Origin of the sequence: Acinetobacter rudis, assembly GCF_000829675.1 — a bacterium.
Classification (GTDB): Bacteria; Pseudomonadota; Gammaproteobacteria; order Pseudomonadales; family Moraxellaceae; genus Acinetobacter; species Acinetobacter rudis.
In genome coordinates this window covers 67,529-87,280 of the sequence record NZ_BBRX01000017.1, presented here as the reverse complement: position 1 = coordinate 87,280, position 19,752 = coordinate 67,529, and the positions used below count along the sequence as shown (strand labels likewise).

Sequence of the window (19,752 nt, the reverse complement as noted above, 5' to 3'; positions counted from 1 at the left end):
CTTAGAGAGATTGTTCATCCAAGATTAACTGAGCTTCACGTAGGTTCAAGGTACCTTCGTAAATCGCACGACCTGTAATCGCACCTAAAATGCCTGGTTGACCTTTGAGGTTGTGAACGTCATCGAGGTTAGTTACACCACCAGAAGCAATCACAGGTAAACCTGAATATTGAGCAAGATGAACAGTTTGTTCAACGTTTACACCTTGCATCATGCCATCACGTGCGATGTCGGTATAAACAATGCTTGATACACCAGCATCAGCAAAACGTTTTGCTAAATCAGTTGCTTTAACATCGGTAACGTTAGCCCAACCATCGGTTGCAACCATGCCATTCATGGCATCAATACCTACGATAATATGACCTGCAAAACGTTTACACGCTTCTTCAACGAATTCTGGCTCTTTTACTGCTTTAGTGCCAATGATGACAAAGCTTACGCCAGCTTCGAGATAGTGCTCAATTGTTTCAAAGGAGCGAATACCACCGCCAATTTGAATAGGTAATTCAGGTTGTGCTCTTGCAATGGCTTCAACTACAGGTTTATGGATTGGAGTACCAGCAAAGGCACCGTTTAAGTCCACAAGATGTAAGCGTCGTGCACCTTGATCTACCCAATGTTGTGCTGTTGCCACTGGATCGTCGGAAAATACGGTATCATCTTCCATACGACCTTGTTTTAAACGAACACATTTACCATCTTTAAGGTCAATTGCTGGGATGATCAGCATGCTTACGCTCCTTGCCTGTAACATTTAAACAAATTAATTCGCCGCCATCTTAGCAAAGTATTGATCATTCGCTAAGTACTCAATGCTGCTTTTTATTTATTCATTTAAAAAATATGAAGTTGTGACAAATCAAAGAGAAGCATCATCAAGTGATGCTTCAATCCTGACTTAGATATTCCACTCGACAAAGTTCTTGAGCAATTGTAAACCTGCTGTATGACTTTTTTCAGGGTGGAACTGAGTCGCAAATAAATTGTCTTGATGAATTGCAGCACAGAACGGTAGGCCGTAGTCACATTGTGCTGCCACTAAATCTGCATTTTCAGGTTGCACATAGTAGCTATGGACAAAGTAAAAGCGACTGTCTTGGGCAATATCGCGCCACATGGGGTGAGATGGATCACGTTGCTGTACTTGGTTCCAACCCATATGTGGAACTTTTAATTCTGCTGAATCTGGGAAGCGTTTGACTGTGCCTGGAAATATACCCAAAGCTTCACTACCACCATTTTCTTCTGAGTGTGTCATCAACGCTTGCATACCCACACAGATCGCCAGTACAGGTTTATTAAATACAGCATTTTTGATAACTTCATCAATCCCTGCTTGTTGCATACCATGGATACAATCACGCATTGCACCTACACCAGGAAAGACGATTTTGTCTGCTTGGGTGATTAACTTCGGATCGTTGGTAATATCAACACGAGCGCCGACATGCTCTAAAGCTTTGCCAGCAGAGTGTAGATTACCCATACCATAATCAAGAAGTGCAATACGGGTCATTAAAGTGTTCCTTTGGTTGAAGCAATGGTATTCGCAGCACGTGGATCAACTTCACAAGCCATACGTAAAGCACGTGCAAAGGCTTTAAATACACTTTCAATTTGGTGATGGCTGTTTTTACCTTTGAGGTTGTCGATATGAATAGTGATTAGGGCATGGTTTACAAAGCCTTGGAAGAACTCTGAAAACAGATCCACGTCAAAACGACCAATCATTGCACGTGTAAATGGAATGTCCATAAATAAGCCTGGGCGACCAGATAAATCTACCACAGCACGGCTGAGTGATTCATCTAATGGTGCATAGAAGTGGCCATAACGACGTAAGCCTTTTTTATCACCAAGTGCTTGAGCAAAAGCTTGACCGAGTGTGATACCACAGTCTTCTACAGTATGATGATCATCAATCTCAAGGTCACCATCACATTCAATATCAATATCAAACAGTCCATGACGTTTGATTTGATCGATCATATGGTCTAAAAAGGGAATACCAGTATTGAGGGTGCCTTGCCCTGTACCATCAAGATTCACGCGAACGCGAATTTTGGTTTCGTTGGTGTTGCGAACGACTTCACTGATACGTTGCGTCATGGACACATTCCTCAAAAAAAGTTTGAAATAAAAAATATTGGCTGTGACAATGTCATGGCATATTAGTTTGCTCTGGAGGGTTAATCAATGCCAATTACCGTACATCCATACACTACACTGGAAAATGATGAAATTCGTGATCAACTGGAACGTATTTACGATACCAGTCCAGAGTTTGCGGATGGACAAGATGCGATTGAACAACTTGAGCAAAATTTAGCTCAGTATACCCTAGTTTATGCTGCTGTATTTAATACAAAAATAATTGGCGCAATTTGGTCTAGTGGGCAGGGGAACAGCCGAGTATTGGAAAATATCGTGGTGCACCCAGCTAATCGTGGTCGTGGGGTTGCTGAACGTTTAGTTGCAGAGGCTTGCCGAATGGAACAAAGCAAAGGTGTGGAGAGTTTTGAGCCAGGTTGTGGTGCAATTCGCCGTTGTTTGATGCATTTGGGTAAACTATAAGTGATTAATTCGCCATTTTAAGCTTAATTTGTTTTAAAAATAAGCTATCGCACGATTTTTTTTAAATCTTGCTTGACGAAAAATGCGGATAATTGTTTAATACGCCCCATCGGCGTGATAGCTCAGTAGGTAGAGCAACGGATTGAAAATCCGTGTGTCCCCAGTTCGATCCTGGGTCTCGCCACCATATTTAAAAACGTATTTAAATGTTTTCAATCCCTGATCCCATCAGGGATTTTTTTTGCATAAAAAATATTCGATCAGTTTAAAAATAAATGATTTTTATTGACTAATTATCTTAGATACGGCTTAATACACGGCATCGGCGTGATAGCTCAGTAGGTAGAGCAACGGATTGAAAATCCGTGTGTCCCCAGTTCGATCCTGGGTCTCGCCACCATATTTGAAAAAGCCTATCTTAAATACAAGATAGGCCTTTTTTATTGTAAAAAAATATAAAAATTAGTTTTTATACTGGGTCTGATGGTATAAATAACGCCACTAAGTGAACGAATAACAATATAAAGTAGATGAAAGATTTATTTTCGACAGGAAGTCGGCTGTATCAACAAGCTCGACCAAGTTACCCTTCAACAGTATTAGAAGCAATTTTAGAACATGTTCCAGAGCGTCAATTGGCTTGGGATTGTGCTGCTGGTTCAGGACAATTTACTCAGGTGTTGGCACCATATTTTGAACATGTTGTTGCTACTGATTTAAGTGCTCAGCAGTTAGAGCAAGCACCGCGTTTGGAAAATGTCAGCTATCAAGTGCAGTTGGCAGAAAAAACCAGTTTCTTTATGCAGAGTTTTGACTTAATCACTGTGGCACAGGCAATTCATTGGTTTGATTTTAATGGGTTCTATCGAGAAGTGCAGCGTTGTTTGAAGCCTGACGGGCTATTGGCTGTGATTGGTTATGGGGTATTGCAACTTGCTGATGTAGAGCTAAATCAGCTGGTGCAGCGCTTATATAAGCAAACCCTCAGTGGATATTGGGATGTTGAGCGCCAATATGTCGATGCAGCTTACCAGACGATCCCATTTCCGTTTGAAGAGATCGAGATGCCTGCTTTATCTATGGACTATCAATGGAATGCAGGGCAGTTACTAAACTATCTGTCTACATGGTCTGCCTTTAAACACTATATGGTGAAGAATAAGCAGGATCCTTTGCAGGAAATTCGTGATTACATCGGGCAGCAAGCTTGCTTGTTTGATCTTAGTTTTCCAATATTCATGCGTGTTGGGCGAATCAATACTGCAATGGCACGAGCGATATAAGAGTGTATGGATCTTTTGAGTGAATATGAATGAAAAAAAAGACCCGCTAAATGATTAAGCGGGTCTTTTTATATTACTTACTGGAGCTTAAGCAATTTTGCTTTGAGCTTCAGCTGTAAGCATATGACCAGTTTCTTCAAAGTTAGCGTGCCAAGACAGCGCTTCACGTAGAATGTGCGGGGTATGACCACCAATAGCACAAGAGCGGTCGAAGTAGTCGTTTAACGCATCGCGATACATTGGGTGTGCACAGTTGTCGATAATTGCTTTAGCGCGTTCACGTGGTGCAAGACCACGTAAGTCTGCAAGACCTTGTTCAGTCACTAGAATATCAACGTCGTGTTCGCTGTGGTCAACGTGAGAAGCCATAGGAACAACAGAAGAGATGTCACCACCTTTCGCAATTGATTTGGTTACGAAAATAGCCAAGTGAGCGTTACGTGCAAAGTCACCTGAACCACCGATACCATTCATCATTTTAGTACCACAAACGTGGGTTGAGTTGACGTTACCGTAGATATCAAACTCAAGCGCAGTGTTGATACCAATGATACCAAGACGGCGAACGATTTCAGGGTGGTTTGAGATTTCTTGTGGGCGAAGAACAAGTTTATCTTTGTATGCTTCGATGTTACCGAATACGCGGTCACCACATTGCTGAGAAAGTGTGATTGATGAGCCTGAAGCAAATTTCATTTTGCCAGCTTCGATCAATTCAAAAGTACAGTCTTGAAGTACTTCTGAATACATCACTAAATCTTCAAAGTTTGAATCTTTAAGACCAGTCAATACAGCGTTAGCAATTGAACCAATACCCGCTTGAAGTGGACCTAGATCTTTAGGTAAACGGCCTTCAGCAACTTCTTTTTCAAAGAAAGCGATAAGGTGGTTAGCAATACCTTGAGTTTCGTCATCTGGTTCAGTCACTGTAGATGGCGAATCTGCTGTGTCGTTAAATACGATACCAACGATTTTAGATGGGTCGATTTGGATTGCAGTTGTACCAATACGTTCGTCGATTTTTGTTAAAGGGATCGGTTGACGTGTAGGGCGGTAGCTCGGGATATAAATATCGTGTAAGCCTTCAAAAGCTGGATCAAGTGAAGTGTTGATTTCAACAATTACTTTTTCAGCAAAAATTGCAAAGCTCGCAGAGTTACCAACAGATGTTGTCGGGATGATGCCGCCATCTTTAGTGATCGCAACGGCTTCGATGACTGCAACATCAGGGCGTTTAAGCTGTTGGTTACGCATTTGTTCAACAGTTTCAGACAAGTGTTGGTCGATAAACATCACTTCACCTTTGTTGATTGCACGACGTAGCGTGTTATCAACTTGGAAAGGAAGGCGACGTGCTAATACACCTGCTTCTGTGAGTTGTTTGTCGAGATCATTACCTAAGCTTGCGCCTGTAATCAGGGTGATTTTTAAAGGATTAGCTTGGGCTTGTTTTACCAAGGCTAAAGGAACAGCTTTAGCTTCACCTGCGCGGGTGAATCCACTCATACCAACAGTCATGCCATCTTCAATGAAAGTAGCAGCTTGTTCAGCGCTGATTACTTTATCGTGGAGTGAAGCTAAACGAATACGGTCCATTGCCATTTTTTTCTCTCAATTACATCTCGGGTATGGTAGGGATTTTACCCATGCCTCAAGTTAATGTGCATCGCTATTAGGCTAAGGTCTAATTTTTCAAATAAATACCACCATAAATTTATTTTATGGCTATTAACTGGTTGATATTTAATGATAAAAAATGCAGTTTTTAAAGCAGGGGTAGGGAAATAACTGCTCACTAAGTGAGCAGTTGCTGGTTTTTTCTAGAGGCGATCGCTTAAACTTTGCTTAATTTTGTCTAAAGTACTGCTGGGAGCAACAGAATCTAGAGCAGCAGGATGTAAAGGCAGTGTAATAATCGCTTCTAGTCCACCAGATTCGCGATTATGAATATAAAGCTCCCCTTGATGGATATCAACTATTCGTTTCACAATTGCCAAACCTAAGCCGCTTCCTTGTACAGTGCGTGCGGCATTACCACGTACAAAGGGTTGCATAAGGTCAGAAATCTGATCTTCAGGGATGCCTTCGCCATGGTCTGCAACACAAATTTTGATGTGCTGTTCATGGAGATAGGCACTGAGTTCAATAGGTTCTGCACCATAGCGCTTCGCATTGTTAATTAAGTTACCAATCAAACGCTTTAGTGAAAGTGAGCGTGCAGAAATGATTGGTAATTCTTGAGGTTCAAAACGTAAATCTAGTGGTTTAAATTGGATAACCAGTTCTTGTAATAGTGAGTTGATATTGGTTTCTTGCAGTTCTTCATCGGAGCCATCACGCATGTATGAAATAAACTGATTTAAAATAGCGTCCATATCTTCAACATCGTAGATAAGACCTGCTTTTAAGAAATCTTCGTCAGGCATCATTTCTGCGCTCAGACGAATCCGTGTCAAAGGAGTTCTCAAGTCATGAGAAATCCCAGCGAGCATAATCATACGATCTCGTTCAGTCTGGTCGAGTGTATAAATCATGCGGTTAAATGCTTGGTTAACTTCACGGATTTCTTGTGGACCATGATTGGTCTCTAAATAGGGCGCTGTGCCTACTTTACTGTACTGGTTTGCTGCATTTTGTAAGCGGCGTAATGGGCGGTTAAGTTGTCTGACTAAAGTGAGAATGATAATAAACGATAAGATTGGTACGCCAAGCAGCCAACCAAAAACCAGTTCTGAACTGTAGTTGGCATAAGTTTTAAGGGGCTCTCGAACCCAGTTACCTTTCATTTCTGGTGTTTGAATCCAGATACTTGGGCTTGGCTTAAATTGAAAATAGACGAGTACGTCTTTAATTGCGAGTTCTTGAGCTAATTTTTCTTCAAGATGACCTGTAATATAGTCAGCCAGTAGTTTGTCTTTTACATTGGGGAATTTTTTCGGATCGGTAACGTATTCAATTCCGATGCGTTTGTATAACCACTGATCAGCATCGAGTTCAGTTTTGTCGTGATAGATGCGTAATTTGGGGTTATTTATAATTTCAAGTTCTAAGGCGATATAGCGCGCATGTTGTTGTATTTCAGGTAAATAGAGCGTTCGCCAAAAAAACCATAAGGTCGTAAACCAGCTAATAAAGACCACAAAAATAACTAAAACCGTGGTCCGCATTGCTGCGGAGCGCGGTTTGATTTTATCAAGGAAACGCTCCCAGGTCGTACGCTTTTTCTCCGAATAAGCTTCGTAGTCTTTAAATTCGCGTAGATCTGAGGGTTCTAATTTCACAGCATTTCCTAGATGAGAGAGGGTGTCTTAAGGTGATTATTCAGCACCATCTGGAACAAACACATAACCTACGCCCCAAACTGTTTGGATGTAGCGAGCACGCGCAGGGTTTTCTTCAATAAGACGACGCAGACGTGAAACTTGAACGTCGATTGAACGCTCCATTGCGCCCCATTCACGACCACGTGCTAAGTTCATTAATTTATCACGTGTTAATGGCTCGCGTGGGTGTTGAACCAAGGCTTTGAGTACAGCAAATTCACCTGTGGTTAAGGTAACAACTTGACCCTCACGAGTTAGTGTACGAGTAGACAAGTCGAGTGACCAAGGGCCAAAAGAGACCACTTCAATATTTTGACTTGGCGCACCAGGGACTTCACGGACTTGGCGGCGTAATACAGCACGAATACGTGCTAATAACTCATTTGGGTTAAATGGCTTAGGCAGATAGTCATCTGCACCTGCTTCGAGTCCAGCAATACGATCAGCATCACTACCACGTGCGGTAAGCATAATGATTGGGGTGTCAATATTCGATTGACGTAAGCGGCGGCAAATGCTTAGACCATCTTCAACAGGAAGCATAAAGTCGAGTACGATCAATGAAAATAATTCACGTTGTAATAAACGATCCATTTGCGTTGCATCATGTGCCGTTTTGACTACAAAGCCTTTATCTTCAAGGAAACGTTGTAATAAAGTACGCAAACGGACATCGTCATCGACTACGAGAATGCGTTCGACGCGATCGGTGTCATTGTGTACAACATCCGTATTTTCAGCAGGTACAACCAAACTCATGATGCACTCCGTAAACATAGTTAATTATAGATATGGGTATAGCTCAGTATACTGCTTAACTTATTGTTAAGACTATGTATCAATTTGCTCAAAAACACAATTTATGTCGAGTATTAAAATACCAAAAAGCAACATCTTAAAGTCTTTGCATTCAATTGCACTGGTTGAATTGTGCAATTTGCTGATTTATTGTACTTTGTTGGTGCTTTGAGTGGTTATATTATATCAGGGTTTTAAAATATATTCGGGGCTATGCTTGATCTCAAAACGATTTGAAAGCGAATGTAAAATAAATATTCTTGAGAAAAACTTGTTAGGATCTGGCAAGTAGCTATTGAAAGCCAGCCAGTGAAAAATTAGTATATAGCCAACTCAAGTCATGATAAGCTCTGCGATTGTAAACAGGACTTCAAATACGCACAGAAAATAAGGAATAATTTTCTTAGAAAATGATTTAAAATCAAACATTTGTGGGTTAATAAAAGAAGAAAATGTAAAACAGTTGTGGATTTTATAGTCTTGGTCTTTATAATCACTAACTTTTAGTCCTTATCCCTGTGGAATTAAACACGATGACTGACTTAGTTCAGCAGTTGGCAAGTGAGCTTGCCGTACGTCCAAACCAAGTAGAGGCTGCCATCAAGCTGATTGATGAAGGTGCCAGCGTTCCATTTATCGCACGTTACCGTAAAGAAGTAACGCAAGGCTTAGACGACACGCAGTTGCGCCAACTTGATACGCGTTTAGCGTATTTACGTGATTTATTTGAAAGACGTGAAAAAGTTATTTTATCACTACAAGAACAAAATAAATTATCAGATGATTTACTGGCTCGCGTAAATGCTGTAGAGACCAAAAATGCATTAGAAGAAATCTATGCACCATATCGTCCGAAACGTACCAGCAAATCGTTTAAGGCTAAAGAAGCAGGTTTAGGTCCAATCGCGGACAAAATCTTAAATGAAAATATTGAACCACAAGTAGCGCTTGAAGGCTTTAGTCATGAAGACTACAGCGATGTTGAGAGCCAACTTGATGCGATCCAACACATCGTTATTGATGAATGGGCGCAAAATATTGCACTGACAACGGCACTGAAGACGATCTTCTCTAAAGATGCTGTCCTCAAAAGTTTAGTTGCAAGTGATGAAAAGAAAGAAGTGGGTAAGAAGTTTAGAGACTATTTCGACTTCTCGGAAAACTTGAACAAAGTACCATCACATCGTTTATTGGCAATGTTACGTGGTCGTCAAGAAAACGTTTTAGGTCTTAAAGTTGATGGTGAAGATGCAGAGCCTTTAGCTCATATCGAAGCTGAATATGCACTTGACCAAATCCAACCTCAAGCACGTCAAGATTTCTTGAAGAAAACTGCTCAGTTATTCTGGTTAGGTAAAGTTCGTCCAAGTATTGAACATTCTTTATTGACTGAAAAGCGTTTGACTGCAGAAGCTGAAGCTATGCAAGTATTTGCAGAAAACTTACGTCATTTGCTTTTATCTGCACCCGCTGGCGCTCGCTGCACATTAGGTGTAGATCCTGGTATTCGTACGGGTGTTAAGTTGGCTGTCGTAAACGCATCTGGTGATGTGGTTGCACACAGCACAATTTACCCATTTGCGCCTAAAGAAGATAAAGCGGGTTCAATTGCTGAACTTGCCCGTCTATGCCGCGAATTCAATGTTGATTTAATTGCGATTGGCAACGGTACTGCTAGCCGTGAAACAGAAGCAGTTATTGCTGAAATGATGGCTGAAAATACTGATCTTAACTTGACTCGTATCACTGTAAGTGAGGCAGGTGCGTCGGTTTACTCAGCTTCAGAGTTAGCAGCGGCTGAACTTCCAGAGTTGGATGTCGTGATTCGTGGTGCAGTTTCGATTGCGCGTCGTTTGCAAGATCCACTGGCTGAATTAGTGAAAATTGATCCAAAGTCGATTGGTGTAGGTCAATACCAACATGATGTTAACCAAACTGGTTTGGCTAAAACACTTGATGCTGTAGTTGAAGACTGTGTGAACGCTGTTGGTGTTGATGTAAATACAGCATCTGCTGCAATCTTGGGCTATATTGCTGGTTTAAACAAAGCAATTGCTCAGCAAATTGTTGAATACCGTAAAGAAAATGGTCGTTTTGACAACCGTCAAGCGTTGAAAAATGTACCACGTCTTGGCGAGCGTACTTTTGAACAGGCTGCGGGTTTCTTACGTATTTTAGAAGGTTCTGAGCCTTTAGATGCTTCTTCTGTGCATCCTGAGCGTTATGCGTTGGTTGAGCAAATTGTACAGACCAAGGCAACGACTGTGAAAGATATCATTGGTAATACAGAAATCATTCGTCAAGTCACAGCAGAAGATTTTGTCAATGATCAAGTTGGTTTGCCAACGATCCAAGACGTGTTAAGTGAATTAGAGAAACCTGGCCGTGACCCACGTCCAGAATTCCGTACTGCAAAGTTCCGTGAAGATATTACTGAAGTATCACAATTAACTGAAGGTTTACAACTTGAAGGTGTGATTACTAATGTGACTAATTTTGGTGCTTTTGTTGATGTAGGTGTACACCAAGACGGTTTGATTCATATTTCAGAATTGGCGAATGAGTTTGTTTCAGATCCACATAAAGTGGTTAAGCCAGGTCAGATTGTACAAGTACGTGTAATTCAAGTCGATGTTGAGCGTAAGCGTGTGAACTTGTCTATGCGTCCTGAAGGTTCAGCTTCTGCTGCTAAAGCTGCGCGTCAACAGCCACGTCGTGGTGAGCAAAATGAACAACGTACTGAGCGTAAGCCACAAGCTAAACGTCCGCAACAGTCGCGTCCACAAGGTGACCGTCCACAGCGTAATAAGCCACAAGCAGCGAAACCACAAGAAAATAAAATTGGTGGTTTAGGTGCATTGTTATTACAAGCTGGGATTAAAGGCTCGAAGTAAGCCTTAAATTTTAGAAAAAACCGCTTAGACGTATATCTAAGCGGTTTTTTTATTACTTTAGTATTTCATTAGTATTTGATTTTATTTAAATCAATAAATTTAAAATGTTGATTCAAGTCACAAATATTTTATATAAGTTGAAATGTCATTACTATATGATTTTAATTCATTCTATTTAAATGACGAATTAATATTAACGTTGCATAGATTTAATTTAGCCAACAGATTTGAACTTTTGCAGTTTTATTATTTTAATTTAAGATTTTAAAGCGTTAATGATTACATTTATTATTGTTGAGAATTCTATAAAAAATGGCCTATTGTGTAGGCCATTTTAGATGAAGAACTTAGTTTATTCTACCAGTGCTCACCTGGAAAAAGGCGAGCATAAGCACGTTGGATCCAGTTAAGTTTGGCTTGTTCGCCCACTGATGCTGAAGAGCTTGGGAATAAATTGAAACCAATAGACATCAATTTGTTGTTAATTCCTGGTGCGACAGAATAGGTCATTGAGGCAAGACGACCCAAGTGGGTTGCTACTTTTTTCGGTCGTTTCACAATCGCATAAGCAATCAGATCGGCAGCTTGCTCTGGTGAGAGTGTTGGTACGTATTTATATATCTTGGTTGGTGCAATCATTGGTGTGCGAACCAAAGGCATATAGATTGAAGTGATCGCAATTTTATGGCTATGTACTTCGGCGGATAAGCAGCGACTAAATGCATCTAGTGCAGCTTTGGAGGCGACATAAGCTGAGAAACGTGTCGCATTGGCAAGTACACCGATTGAACTAATATTAATAATATGTCCATCTCGACGATTGATCATTTGTGGCAAGATGTTGAGTACTAAACGGATCGCACCAAAGTAATTGAGTTGCATGGTACGTTCAAAATCATGGAAACGGTCAATGGATTCATGCACTGCGCGACGAATCGAACGTCCAGCATTGTTAATTAATATATCAATATGATCGACACTTGCTAAAACCTCTTTAGACACGCGGTCAATTTCGGCCATTTCATTGAGATCACAAGGAAAAATCGTTGCTTTGCCGCCTTCTGCTTGAATTTCTAGCTGGACTTGCTGCAAAGTCTCTACTGTACGTGCCAGTAATAATACATGGGCACCATTTGCGGCAAGCTTCTTAGCGATGGTTAAACCAATTCCGCTCGAGGCTCCGGTAATGAGTACAGTTTTACCGTTTACTTTGGCATTAAAAAGTTGCTCTAATTTTTGATTCATAAATTTTCCCTGATCTGCAAAACCATCTCTAAAATACTAATTGTTATATAAAAGGCAAAGCGAATATTAAGCAGCTTTGCCTTTTTCATAATAACTAATATTTTGATTATTTCTAGTGCTATATTCTTTGTTGCAATCGCGGCGAATGATTGTGAAATAAAGCACAGTTGAAATGCGGTTTAAAAAAGATCCATACATGTTTTAGCAAAGGTGGTTCGCATTTTAAACAAACAAAGGCCGAGATTATCGCTCGGCCTTTACTTATTTTACGCTGTTTTAGTATATCACTTAAACTTGTGCTAACGCTTGTTCTAGATCTGCAATGAGGTCATCAATATGTTCGATCCCGACAGAGAGACGAACCATGTCAATACTTACACCTGCAGACTTTAACTCTTCTTCATTGAGCTGGCGGTGAGTTGTTGTCGCTGGGTGGCAAGCGAGACTCTTGGCATCGCCAATATTGACTAAGCGAGTAAATAGTTGTAATGCATCGATAAAGCGGGTTCCGCCTTCACGTCCATCTTGTACACCAAAAGATAAAATCGCAGAAGGTTTACCTTTAAGATATTTTTGTGCGAGATGATGTTGTGGATGGTCTTTTAGGCCAGCATAGTTAACCCATTTTACTTTTGGATGCGCTTTTAAATACTCAGCAACGCGAATCGCATTTTCTGTATGACGTTCCATACGTAAATTGAGTGTTTCAAGACCTTGTAAAATAAGGAACACGCTAAGCGGACTGATTGCAGCACCTGTGTTACGTAATGGCACAACACGAGCGCGTGCAATATAGGCTGCATCGCCAAGTGCTTCGACGTAGTTGACACCGTGATAGCTTGGATCTGGTGTATTTAATACTTTAAAACGTTCAGGGTATTTACCCCAAGGGAATTTACCACTGTCTACAATTGCACCACCAATACTATTACCATGACCACCAATATATTTAGTCAAAGAATGCACAACAATATCAGCACCATGTTCAAATGGTTTAAGTAGTGCTGGTGAAGCGACAGTGTTGTCAACAACAACAGGTACGCCATATTGGTGTGCGATTTTAGCAATAGCTTCTAGGTCGATAATATTACCTAGTGGGTTACCGATTGACTCAACAAAAACCAATTTAGTTTTTTCATCAATCAGGTTATGTAAAGCTTCTGGATCTTGATAATCAAAGAAACGAACTTCAATACCTTGTTTCGGTAAAGTATGTGCAAATAGGTTATAGCTACCGCCATAAAGTGTTGAAACGGATGCGATATTGTCACCAGCTTCAGTAATAGTTTGAATCGCATAAGTAATAGCAGACATCCCTGATGCTACTGCCAATGCACCGATCCCACCTTCAAGTGCAGCAAGGCGCTGTTCAAGTACGGCAGTGGTCGGGTTCATAATGCGTGTATAGATATTGCCTTGTACTTTTAAGTCAAACAAATCTGCGCCATGTTGCGTATCATCAAAGGCATAAGAAGTGGTTTGATAAATTGGCACGGCAACAGCTTTGGTTGTACTTTCAGGGCTGTAACCAGCATGAATGGCTAGGGTCTCATCTTTATACGTCATGATTCCATCATCTTTGTGTGACATTATTTGTGCAGCAAGTGTAGCATTTATCTTTTGCAATGAAAGAGCTAATTCAACCCAATATTTATATTTAAAAATGATATGGATAGATTGAATTCTAAGGAATATTTTTCGATATTTAATCGAGATTTAAAATAAAAATATTCGATTTAACTAAGCGAGTTGGCAGTTTTTCAAGTTTGTGTTGATTGTAAAGACATGCCTTATTTTTTCAGCGCTTTCATCGTATAATGGCGGGGAATTTTTTCGCAAATGCGATATTTAGGTTATTTAACTGAGGAGTCCTACGTGGCCCAATATATTTACACGATGAACCGTGTGTCCAAAATGGTTCCGCCTAAGCGCGAAATCTTAAAGGACATCTCTTTATCATTTTTTCCTGGTGCAAAGATTGGTGTACTAGGTCTAAACGGTGCAGGTAAGTCTACATTGCTCCGTATTATGGCGGGTGTAGATAAAGATTTCTCGGGAGAAGCACGTGCTCAACCGGGGATCAAAATCGGTTATCTAGAGCAAGAACCACCACTAGATCCAAATAAAGACGTTCGTGGTAACGTTGAAGATGGTTTACGTGAACCACTTGATGCTTTAGCGCGTTTGGATGAGGTTTTTGCTGAATACGCTGCAGAAGATGCAGACTTTGATGCACTTGCGAAAGAACAAGAAAAGTTAGAAGCAATCATTCATTCATGGGATGCACACAATCTCAATAACCAGTTGGAAATTGCGGCTGCCGCATTGAACCTACCGGCTTGGGATGCTGACGTAACATTGCTTTCTGGGGGTGAACGCCGCCGTGTAGCTTTGTGTCGTTTGTTGTTGTCTAAACCAGACATGTTGTTACTAGACGAACCAACGAACCATTTGGATGCTGAATCAGTAAGCTGGTTGGAACGCTTCCTTAAAGACTTCGCTGGTACAATTGTTGCGATTACCCATGACCGTTATTTCTTAGATAACGTTGCTGAATGGATTCTTGAACTTGACCGTGGACATGGTATTCCTTACCAAGGTAACTACTCTTCATGGTTAGAGCAAAAAAATGCTCGTTTAGAACAGGAACAGAAGCAAGAAGAGTCTTTTGCTAAAGCCTTGAAAAAAGAATTAGAGTGGGTACGCTCGAATGCTAAAGGTCAGCAAAAGAAAAACAAAGCGCGTATGGAACGTTTTGAAGAGCTTAACTCTAAAGAATTCCAACAGCGTAATGAGACTTCAGAAATTTATATTCCACCTGGCCCGCGCTTAGGGAATAAAGTTGTTGAAGTTGAAAACATCAGTAAGTCTTTTGATGGTCGTCTGCTTTACGAAAACCTTTCTTTCACTGTTCCACCTACAGCAATCGTTGGGATCGTGGGTCCAAACGGTGCAGGTAAAACAACTTTATTCCGTATGATGACTGGTGAGCAATCACCTGATACGGGTACTGTTACTTTAGGTGAGTCTGTTAAAGTCGCTTATGTTGGTCAGATCCGTGATACTTTGGACAACAACAAGACAGTTTGGGAAGAAGTTTCAGGTGGTCTAGATATCTTGAAAGTGGGTGATTATGAAATCGCTTCACGTGCATATATCGGCCGTTTTAACTTTAAAGGTCAAGATCAGCAAAAACGCGTAGGCGAATTGTCTGGTGGTGAACGTAACCGTTTACAATTGGCGAAAATCTTGCAGCAAGGTGCAAACGTCATCTTGCTCGATGAACCATCAAACGACCTTGATATTGAAACTTTGCGTGCACTTGAAGATGCAATTTTAGTCTTCCCAGGCACAGTAATGGTTGTATCGCATGACCGTTGGTTCTTAGACCGTATTGCAACACATATCTTGTCATTTGAAAATGAACAGCCAGAGTTCTATACCGGTAACTATGCTGAGTATGAAGCTTATCGCCGTTCTAAGTTAGGTGATGACGTTGATGCAAAACGTAAGAAATACAGAAAGATTACTGGCTAATTGAGCTATCAAAATCTGAGTGCTTCAGGTAACTCAGGTGTGATTAAAAATCCCAGCTTAGGCTGGGATTTTTTATGCCTAAATTATGATGAATCTTGTGTTGAGGTGATGCATAGAAAACTAGCAATCTGCTTTTCGCTACATCTAGTCAGTATTTACTTGGTATGAGAAATAGAACCGCTATTATTTTTTGGACGATTTGAACGTAGACATTGCGCTGTATGGATATTATTTCAGATCCAAGCAATCACATTAATCAACACGGTTTGGGGCTAGTTGAAGTGCTTTTGGCCTTACTACTGCTTTCGATCAGTGTACTTGGATATGCCGCTTTGCAGGTGAGGGCTATGCATGCTGCTCAGGAGGCAAGTCATTATATTGATGCGGTTAATCTGGCGAAAGACATGGCTGAACGAATACGAGTTAATCCCCAAGGTTTTATGCAAAAAGTGAATTTTTCTACAATAAATTCAACTGTGACTTGTACTTTGGCAATACCGTGCTCTTCAGGGGCGATGGCGGAATTTGACTTTGTTCAAGTGAGCCATAAGGCACAAGAGCGGGCGATGCAAATTGCAATTTTACCTTGTCAAAGTTCAACGAAAAAACGGCAATGTATTTATGTGGCATGGCGACATAAGAAGGTCGATCAAGCCGAACCGCCAATGACTGAATGTATTCATGCTCGAAACGATTATCCCGATGCGCACTGTTTAGTTGTAGAAGCTTATCCCTATGTGGGCTAGTTCTGCTGGATTTAGCTTGTTGGAGCTGATCATTGCTTTAGTTCTAGGCTTAATTGTGATGTTAGCTGCGGTTACGATGCTGATAAGTGCGCAGCGAATGTTACATTCACAATATGCTTTAGACGAAGTGCAACAACATGCTTACTGGGGCTTGGCAATACTTACTCAGGATATAAGACAAAGTAATTTTAATATGCCTTCAGGCGGACAGATAAATAATCAAGTCAATGGTTCAGGCATCATTTTTAGTCAAGCTAATTTGCCTGAGAGTATTCAACAAAATATTAAAGACTTGGCAACACAACAAGCATATAGCGAAGCTGGAACTTTAGAAAAAAGTGATCAATTGTTAATTCAATACCGGCCATTTTTTCAGTTCAGACAGAGCAATCAGATCAAGCAAAATATCAAAAAAAGCTATATTGCTGGCGTTGATTGTGAAGGGCGGCAAATTGAGGAGAATGCTGCTGATGTTGAGAAAGCAAAGGTTATTGTCAATCGTTATTTCGTTGCCCCAGATCCACAGCAAATCCCCAATGAACCCACTGGGTATTCTTTGTTTTGTGAAAGTGGTTGGTATCGACCGGGTGATACAAATATCCATGGTTTAAACGGTGGTGGGCAGCAACTAGTTAAAAGAGTTGAGGCTTTTAAACTACGTCTAGGTGTACAAGCACCCGATGGTCGATTGGCTTATATGACAGTGAATCAGTACCAGACATTGATGGCTGCATTGGTCATAGATCAACAGCCTTTTTATCAGATTATATCGATAGAGCTTGGCTTTTTAATACGCGCCAGTATGCCCAGCACAATGAAGTCTCAAGCAGATGGACAAAAGCGCTATATGTTGTTAGATCAGATGGTGAGTTTAAGCTCACAGCAACAATATCCATATTATTTAAGACAAGTAGTGAGTCAGGTTGTGGCTTTAAGGAATACACAAAAACTACAGCCCAAGGCCGTGCTAAATGAATAGGCAGAGTGGTGCAACTTTAGTGGTCGTGATGGTTGTAAGTCTATTGATCGCCATCATCACTGTAATCGCGATCAACTCAAGTTACTTAGGGTTGCGACAAGCACGCCAAGGACATATTTATACTTTGCTTTGGCAAAACTCGGATGCGGTTTTATTTGCTTTGGAAGATGTGCAGCTGATTCATCAACCGAAGGCTTGGCATGGCGTATGGGAGTACTTTAGTGACGAGCAACATGTACAGCATGAATTAATATTTTGTTATGACGCATCAGCGAGTGTCATTGATGTGGAGCAGATGGGAGTAATTGATTCACACGGAAAGCTAAGTACTCATCGAGGATTTTGCCAAGCTGATCATGTTGAAAAGGAGTCATTTAGGGGGCTTTCACAGTTTTATATCGAACTGAATCGCAACAGGTTAACGCCATTTTTAGCGACACCTGAGGCGATGAGTTTAGGTCAAAGTGTTGCTCCACATCTCAATCAGCACTATGAAATTACAGTGATTTCCATTTTACCGCAGTTGGGGCTTCAGTCCTTGGCAAGCATTGCTGCTTGTTTACAGCGCTCGAAGTTACAGGCTCAAATTTGTTTATCTCAAATGAATGTGAGGTTCAATGTTCAGCAGGCAATTTATAGCTTATCAGGGAGACTACAAAGGATCGCTTGAAGAGAAGTGATGACAGTAGAAACGAGATGAATAAAAAAATAAAACTCGCCCTAGTGTCCTTGTTCGGCGTTTTGGCTGCCGTGGTGGTTGGTGTGGGGCGCGGGAATGTCGTCGAGGATGGTCTTAAAGCTCAGTGTGAGGCTACAAATCTGGCGCAACAGCATACATTCAGTGTTGAAGAAACAATCTGGCCTGTGGGGATGGGGACGAAGCTTGCTTATGCTGGAGAAGGTGAACAGGGGCGCGGTTACCATGCTTATATTGTTGGCGCTAAAAACAGAACAACATTATTTAGTATTGAGCCAGAACAACAGCAAGTAATTGTTGGAAATACAAGGAAAAGTTTTGCAGCACTACAGTACATGGGGCAGAGTTGGTCTAAACCTAGCTTAGCTTATGTGAGCTGGAAAGGTCAGCTTAAGTTGGTGCTGTTTGTGGGAGGTGGTTATGATGCAACTACACAGGTGAACTGCCGTGATACTCAGTTTCATCACCAAGGTTATCAATGTCCTCATTATGATCCTGATTTGGCTGTGGGGGCTGGTGTCTATATGTTTGATGCTCATAGTGGAGACTTGCTTTGGTGGGCGAGTGCAAGAGCAAGTAGTCCGTTAGGCGCAGTACAGGCGACATACCATACAGAATTAAAATATAGTGTGGTGTCACAGATTAATACGATTGATCGCGATGCTGATGGCTTGGTCGATGCATTATATTTTGGTGATTTAGGTGGGCAAGTTTTCCGCGTAGATTTCGACAATCAGGCTCAGCCCTTGGTGAGACGTGTTGTGCGGATTTTGGATGTGCATCAAGCACAGGGTGGAAGTCCTCGCTTTTATCAAATGCCGAGTATATCTCTTCATCATAAATCTAATCAGCAAGCGCTCTTTGTCCGTGTAGCACTACAGTCTAGCCGTTTTAATTTTACTGGATTAGATGTGCTTAAAGTGCAAGATGGCTTATTTGTGCTTAATGACCATGATATTAGCCGTACTGATTTGTATCACACAGACCAGCTCAATACATTGAATATTAGTCTAGATAAACTTGTGCGTTGGAAATCGACTGCTCAAAATACAGATAATCAGAAGGATCAAGATGCCTACGGTTGGTGGTATCCATATGCTCCTCAAACTCAATCTACTCAAAGCGTTGTTGGTTTAGGCGAAATTTTAGTAATGAACGATGTGCTATATGCACATGTGTATCAAACATCAGAGCAAAATCAAGTGGGTTCGCAGGTCAGCGCATCAAGGAAAGGGTGTCAGGATAGAACTACACCAGCTCAGATGTATTTATACCGCTTCTGTTTGACCCCTCAAACCTGCAATTACTCAAGGCCGAGTGAGGTGCCAAGTCAGTCTGTTTTACTTGGTAAGGGAAGGGGTGGAAAAGAGGTATCTGTGATCATTGAACAAAATATCTGGGCAGATGTTCTATTCAATCTATTCAATATACCATCAGGTTTTTGCCAAGTTACTCCTTCCAAGAACAGTCAGTGCCTTAAGTTTAGTCTGGTATTACAGCGGCTGAGTTGGTCAGAGGCGAAACTTGAGTGAATTTTGTACTTAGATTTTTAGGGCAATAAACAAAAGTCAGTATAAAAATGATACAAAGAAAATCAGTGGATCGGCATGAAGTAAATGATGGAAATGGGGATAAATTTAAAAGAATAAATTCAAAATTGCGGATAACTCAAA

16 protein-coding genes and 2 tRNA genes are annotated in these 19,752 nt (G+C 41.0%); 10 read left to right on the top strand and 8 right to left on the bottom strand.

The features are described 5' to 3' along the window. Position 1 precedes the first annotated feature (1 nt). The 3 genes from hisA to hisB form a co-directional block, all read right to left on the bottom strand. Positions 2-733, bottom strand: coding sequence for a 1-(5-phosphoribosyl)-5-[(5-phosphoribosylamino)methylideneamino]imidazole-4-carboxamide isomerase (gene hisA / locus Aru01_RS02985; protein WP_016657729.1), 732 nt, complete (start codon positions 731-733; stop codon positions 2-4). 168 nt (positions 734-901) lie between these two features. Beyond that, a complete protein-coding gene (gene hisH / locus Aru01_RS02980) occupies positions 902-1,519 on the bottom strand; it encodes an imidazole glycerol phosphate synthase subunit HisH (RefSeq protein WP_016657728.1) in 618 nt (205 codons plus the stop codon). Then, on the bottom strand, positions 1,519-2,112 hold the full coding sequence (hisB, locus tag Aru01_RS02975) for an imidazoleglycerol-phosphate dehydratase HisB (RefSeq protein WP_016657727.1): 594 nt from the start codon (positions 2,110-2,112) through the stop codon (positions 1,519-1,521). Before hisB ends, hisH begins: the two co-directional genes overlap by 1 nt. 87 nt (positions 2,113-2,199) lie before the next feature. Here hisB and Aru01_RS02970 point away from each other — a divergent pair, with 87 nt between their 5' ends. The 4 genes from Aru01_RS02970 (at position 2,200) to Aru01_RS02955 (ending at position 3,860) form a co-directional block, all read left to right on the top strand. After that, entirely contained in the window at positions 2,200-2,577 is a 378-nt protein-coding gene (locus Aru01_RS02970) for an acetyl-CoA sensor PanZ family protein (RefSeq protein ID WP_016657726.1), read from the top strand. A gap of 111 nt (positions 2,578-2,688) precedes the next feature. Beyond that, positions 2,689-2,764: transfer RNA gene (locus Aru01_RS02965), tRNA-Phe, on the top strand. A 137-nt stretch (positions 2,765-2,901) separates the two neighbouring features. After that, a tRNA-Phe gene (locus tag Aru01_RS02960) sits at positions 2,902-2,977 on the top strand. Between the two features lie 130 nt (positions 2,978-3,107). Continuing rightward, positions 3,108-3,860, top strand: a complete 753-nt coding sequence (locus Aru01_RS02955) for a class I SAM-dependent methyltransferase (protein WP_016657725.1) — start codon at positions 3,108-3,110, stop codon at positions 3,858-3,860. An 87-nt stretch (positions 3,861-3,947) separates the two neighbouring features. Here Aru01_RS02955 and scpC read toward each other — a convergent pair whose 3' ends face one another. The 3 genes from scpC to ompR all read right to left on the bottom strand — a co-directional run bounded on the left by scpC (position 3,948) and on the right by ompR (position 7,942). Then, entirely contained in the window at positions 3,948-5,462 is a 1,515-nt protein-coding gene (gene scpC / locus Aru01_RS02950) for a succinyl-CoA:acetate CoA-transferase ScpC (RefSeq protein WP_016657724.1), read from the bottom strand. 218 nt (positions 5,463-5,680) lie between these two features. Next, positions 5,681-7,141, bottom strand: a complete 1,461-nt coding sequence (locus Aru01_RS02945; protein WP_016657723.1) for an ATP-binding protein — start codon at positions 7,139-7,141, stop codon at positions 5,681-5,683. A gap of 36 nt (positions 7,142-7,177) precedes the next feature. Beyond that, positions 7,178-7,942, bottom strand: a complete 765-nt coding sequence (gene ompR, locus Aru01_RS02940; protein WP_016657722.1) for an osmolarity response regulator transcription factor OmpR — start codon at positions 7,940-7,942, stop codon at positions 7,178-7,180. A gap of 572 nt (positions 7,943-8,514) precedes the next feature. Between ompR and Aru01_RS02935 the strand changes: the two genes are divergently transcribed. Continuing rightward, complete coding sequence (locus tag Aru01_RS02935; RefSeq protein WP_016657721.1) at positions 8,515-10,875, top strand: Tex family protein; 2,361 nt, start codon at positions 8,515-8,517, stop codon at positions 10,873-10,875. 357 nt (positions 10,876-11,232) lie between these two features. Here the strand turns inward: Aru01_RS02935 and Aru01_RS02930 are convergent, their stop codons facing one another. Then, complete coding sequence (locus Aru01_RS02930) at positions 11,233-12,120, bottom strand: SDR family NAD(P)-dependent oxidoreductase (protein ID WP_016657720.1); 888 nt, start codon at positions 12,118-12,120, stop codon at positions 11,233-11,235. Positions 12,121-12,408: 288 nt separating this feature from the next. After that, a complete protein-coding gene (locus Aru01_RS02925; protein WP_040331421.1) occupies positions 12,409-13,686 on the bottom strand; it encodes an O-acetylhomoserine aminocarboxypropyltransferase/cysteine synthase family protein in 1,278 nt (425 codons plus the stop codon). 309 nt (positions 13,687-13,995) lie between these two features. Between Aru01_RS02925 and ettA the strand changes: the two genes are divergently transcribed. The 5 genes from ettA to Aru01_RS02900 all read left to right on the top strand — a co-directional run bounded on the left by ettA (position 13,996) and on the right by Aru01_RS02900 (position 19,611). Next, complete coding sequence (gene ettA, locus Aru01_RS02920) at positions 13,996-15,657, top strand: energy-dependent translational throttle protein EttA (protein ID WP_016657718.1); 1,662 nt, start codon at positions 13,996-13,998, stop codon at positions 15,655-15,657. A gap of 221 nt (positions 15,658-15,878) precedes the next feature. After that, positions 15,879-16,403 carry a type IV pilus modification protein PilV gene (gene pilV, locus Aru01_RS02915; RefSeq protein ID WP_016657717.1) on the top strand — a complete coding sequence of 175 codons (525 nt, stop codon included), beginning with the start codon at positions 15,879-15,881 and terminating at the stop codon, positions 16,401-16,403. After that, a complete protein-coding gene (locus Aru01_RS02910) occupies positions 16,393-17,382 on the top strand; it encodes a PilW family protein (protein WP_016657716.1) in 990 nt (329 codons plus the stop codon). The genes pilV and Aru01_RS02910 overlap by 11 nt, the downstream gene beginning before the upstream one ends. After that, complete coding sequence (locus Aru01_RS02905; protein ID WP_016657715.1) at positions 17,375-18,052, top strand: hypothetical protein; 678 nt, start codon at positions 17,375-17,377, stop codon at positions 18,050-18,052. The genes Aru01_RS02910 and Aru01_RS02905 overlap by 8 nt, the downstream gene beginning before the upstream one ends. A gap of 26 nt (positions 18,053-18,078) precedes the next feature. Continuing rightward, positions 18,079-19,611, top strand: coding sequence for a pilus assembly protein (locus tag Aru01_RS02900; RefSeq protein ID WP_016657714.1), 1,533 nt, complete (start codon positions 18,079-18,081; stop codon positions 19,609-19,611). Positions 19,612-19,752: the final 141 nt, after the last annotated feature.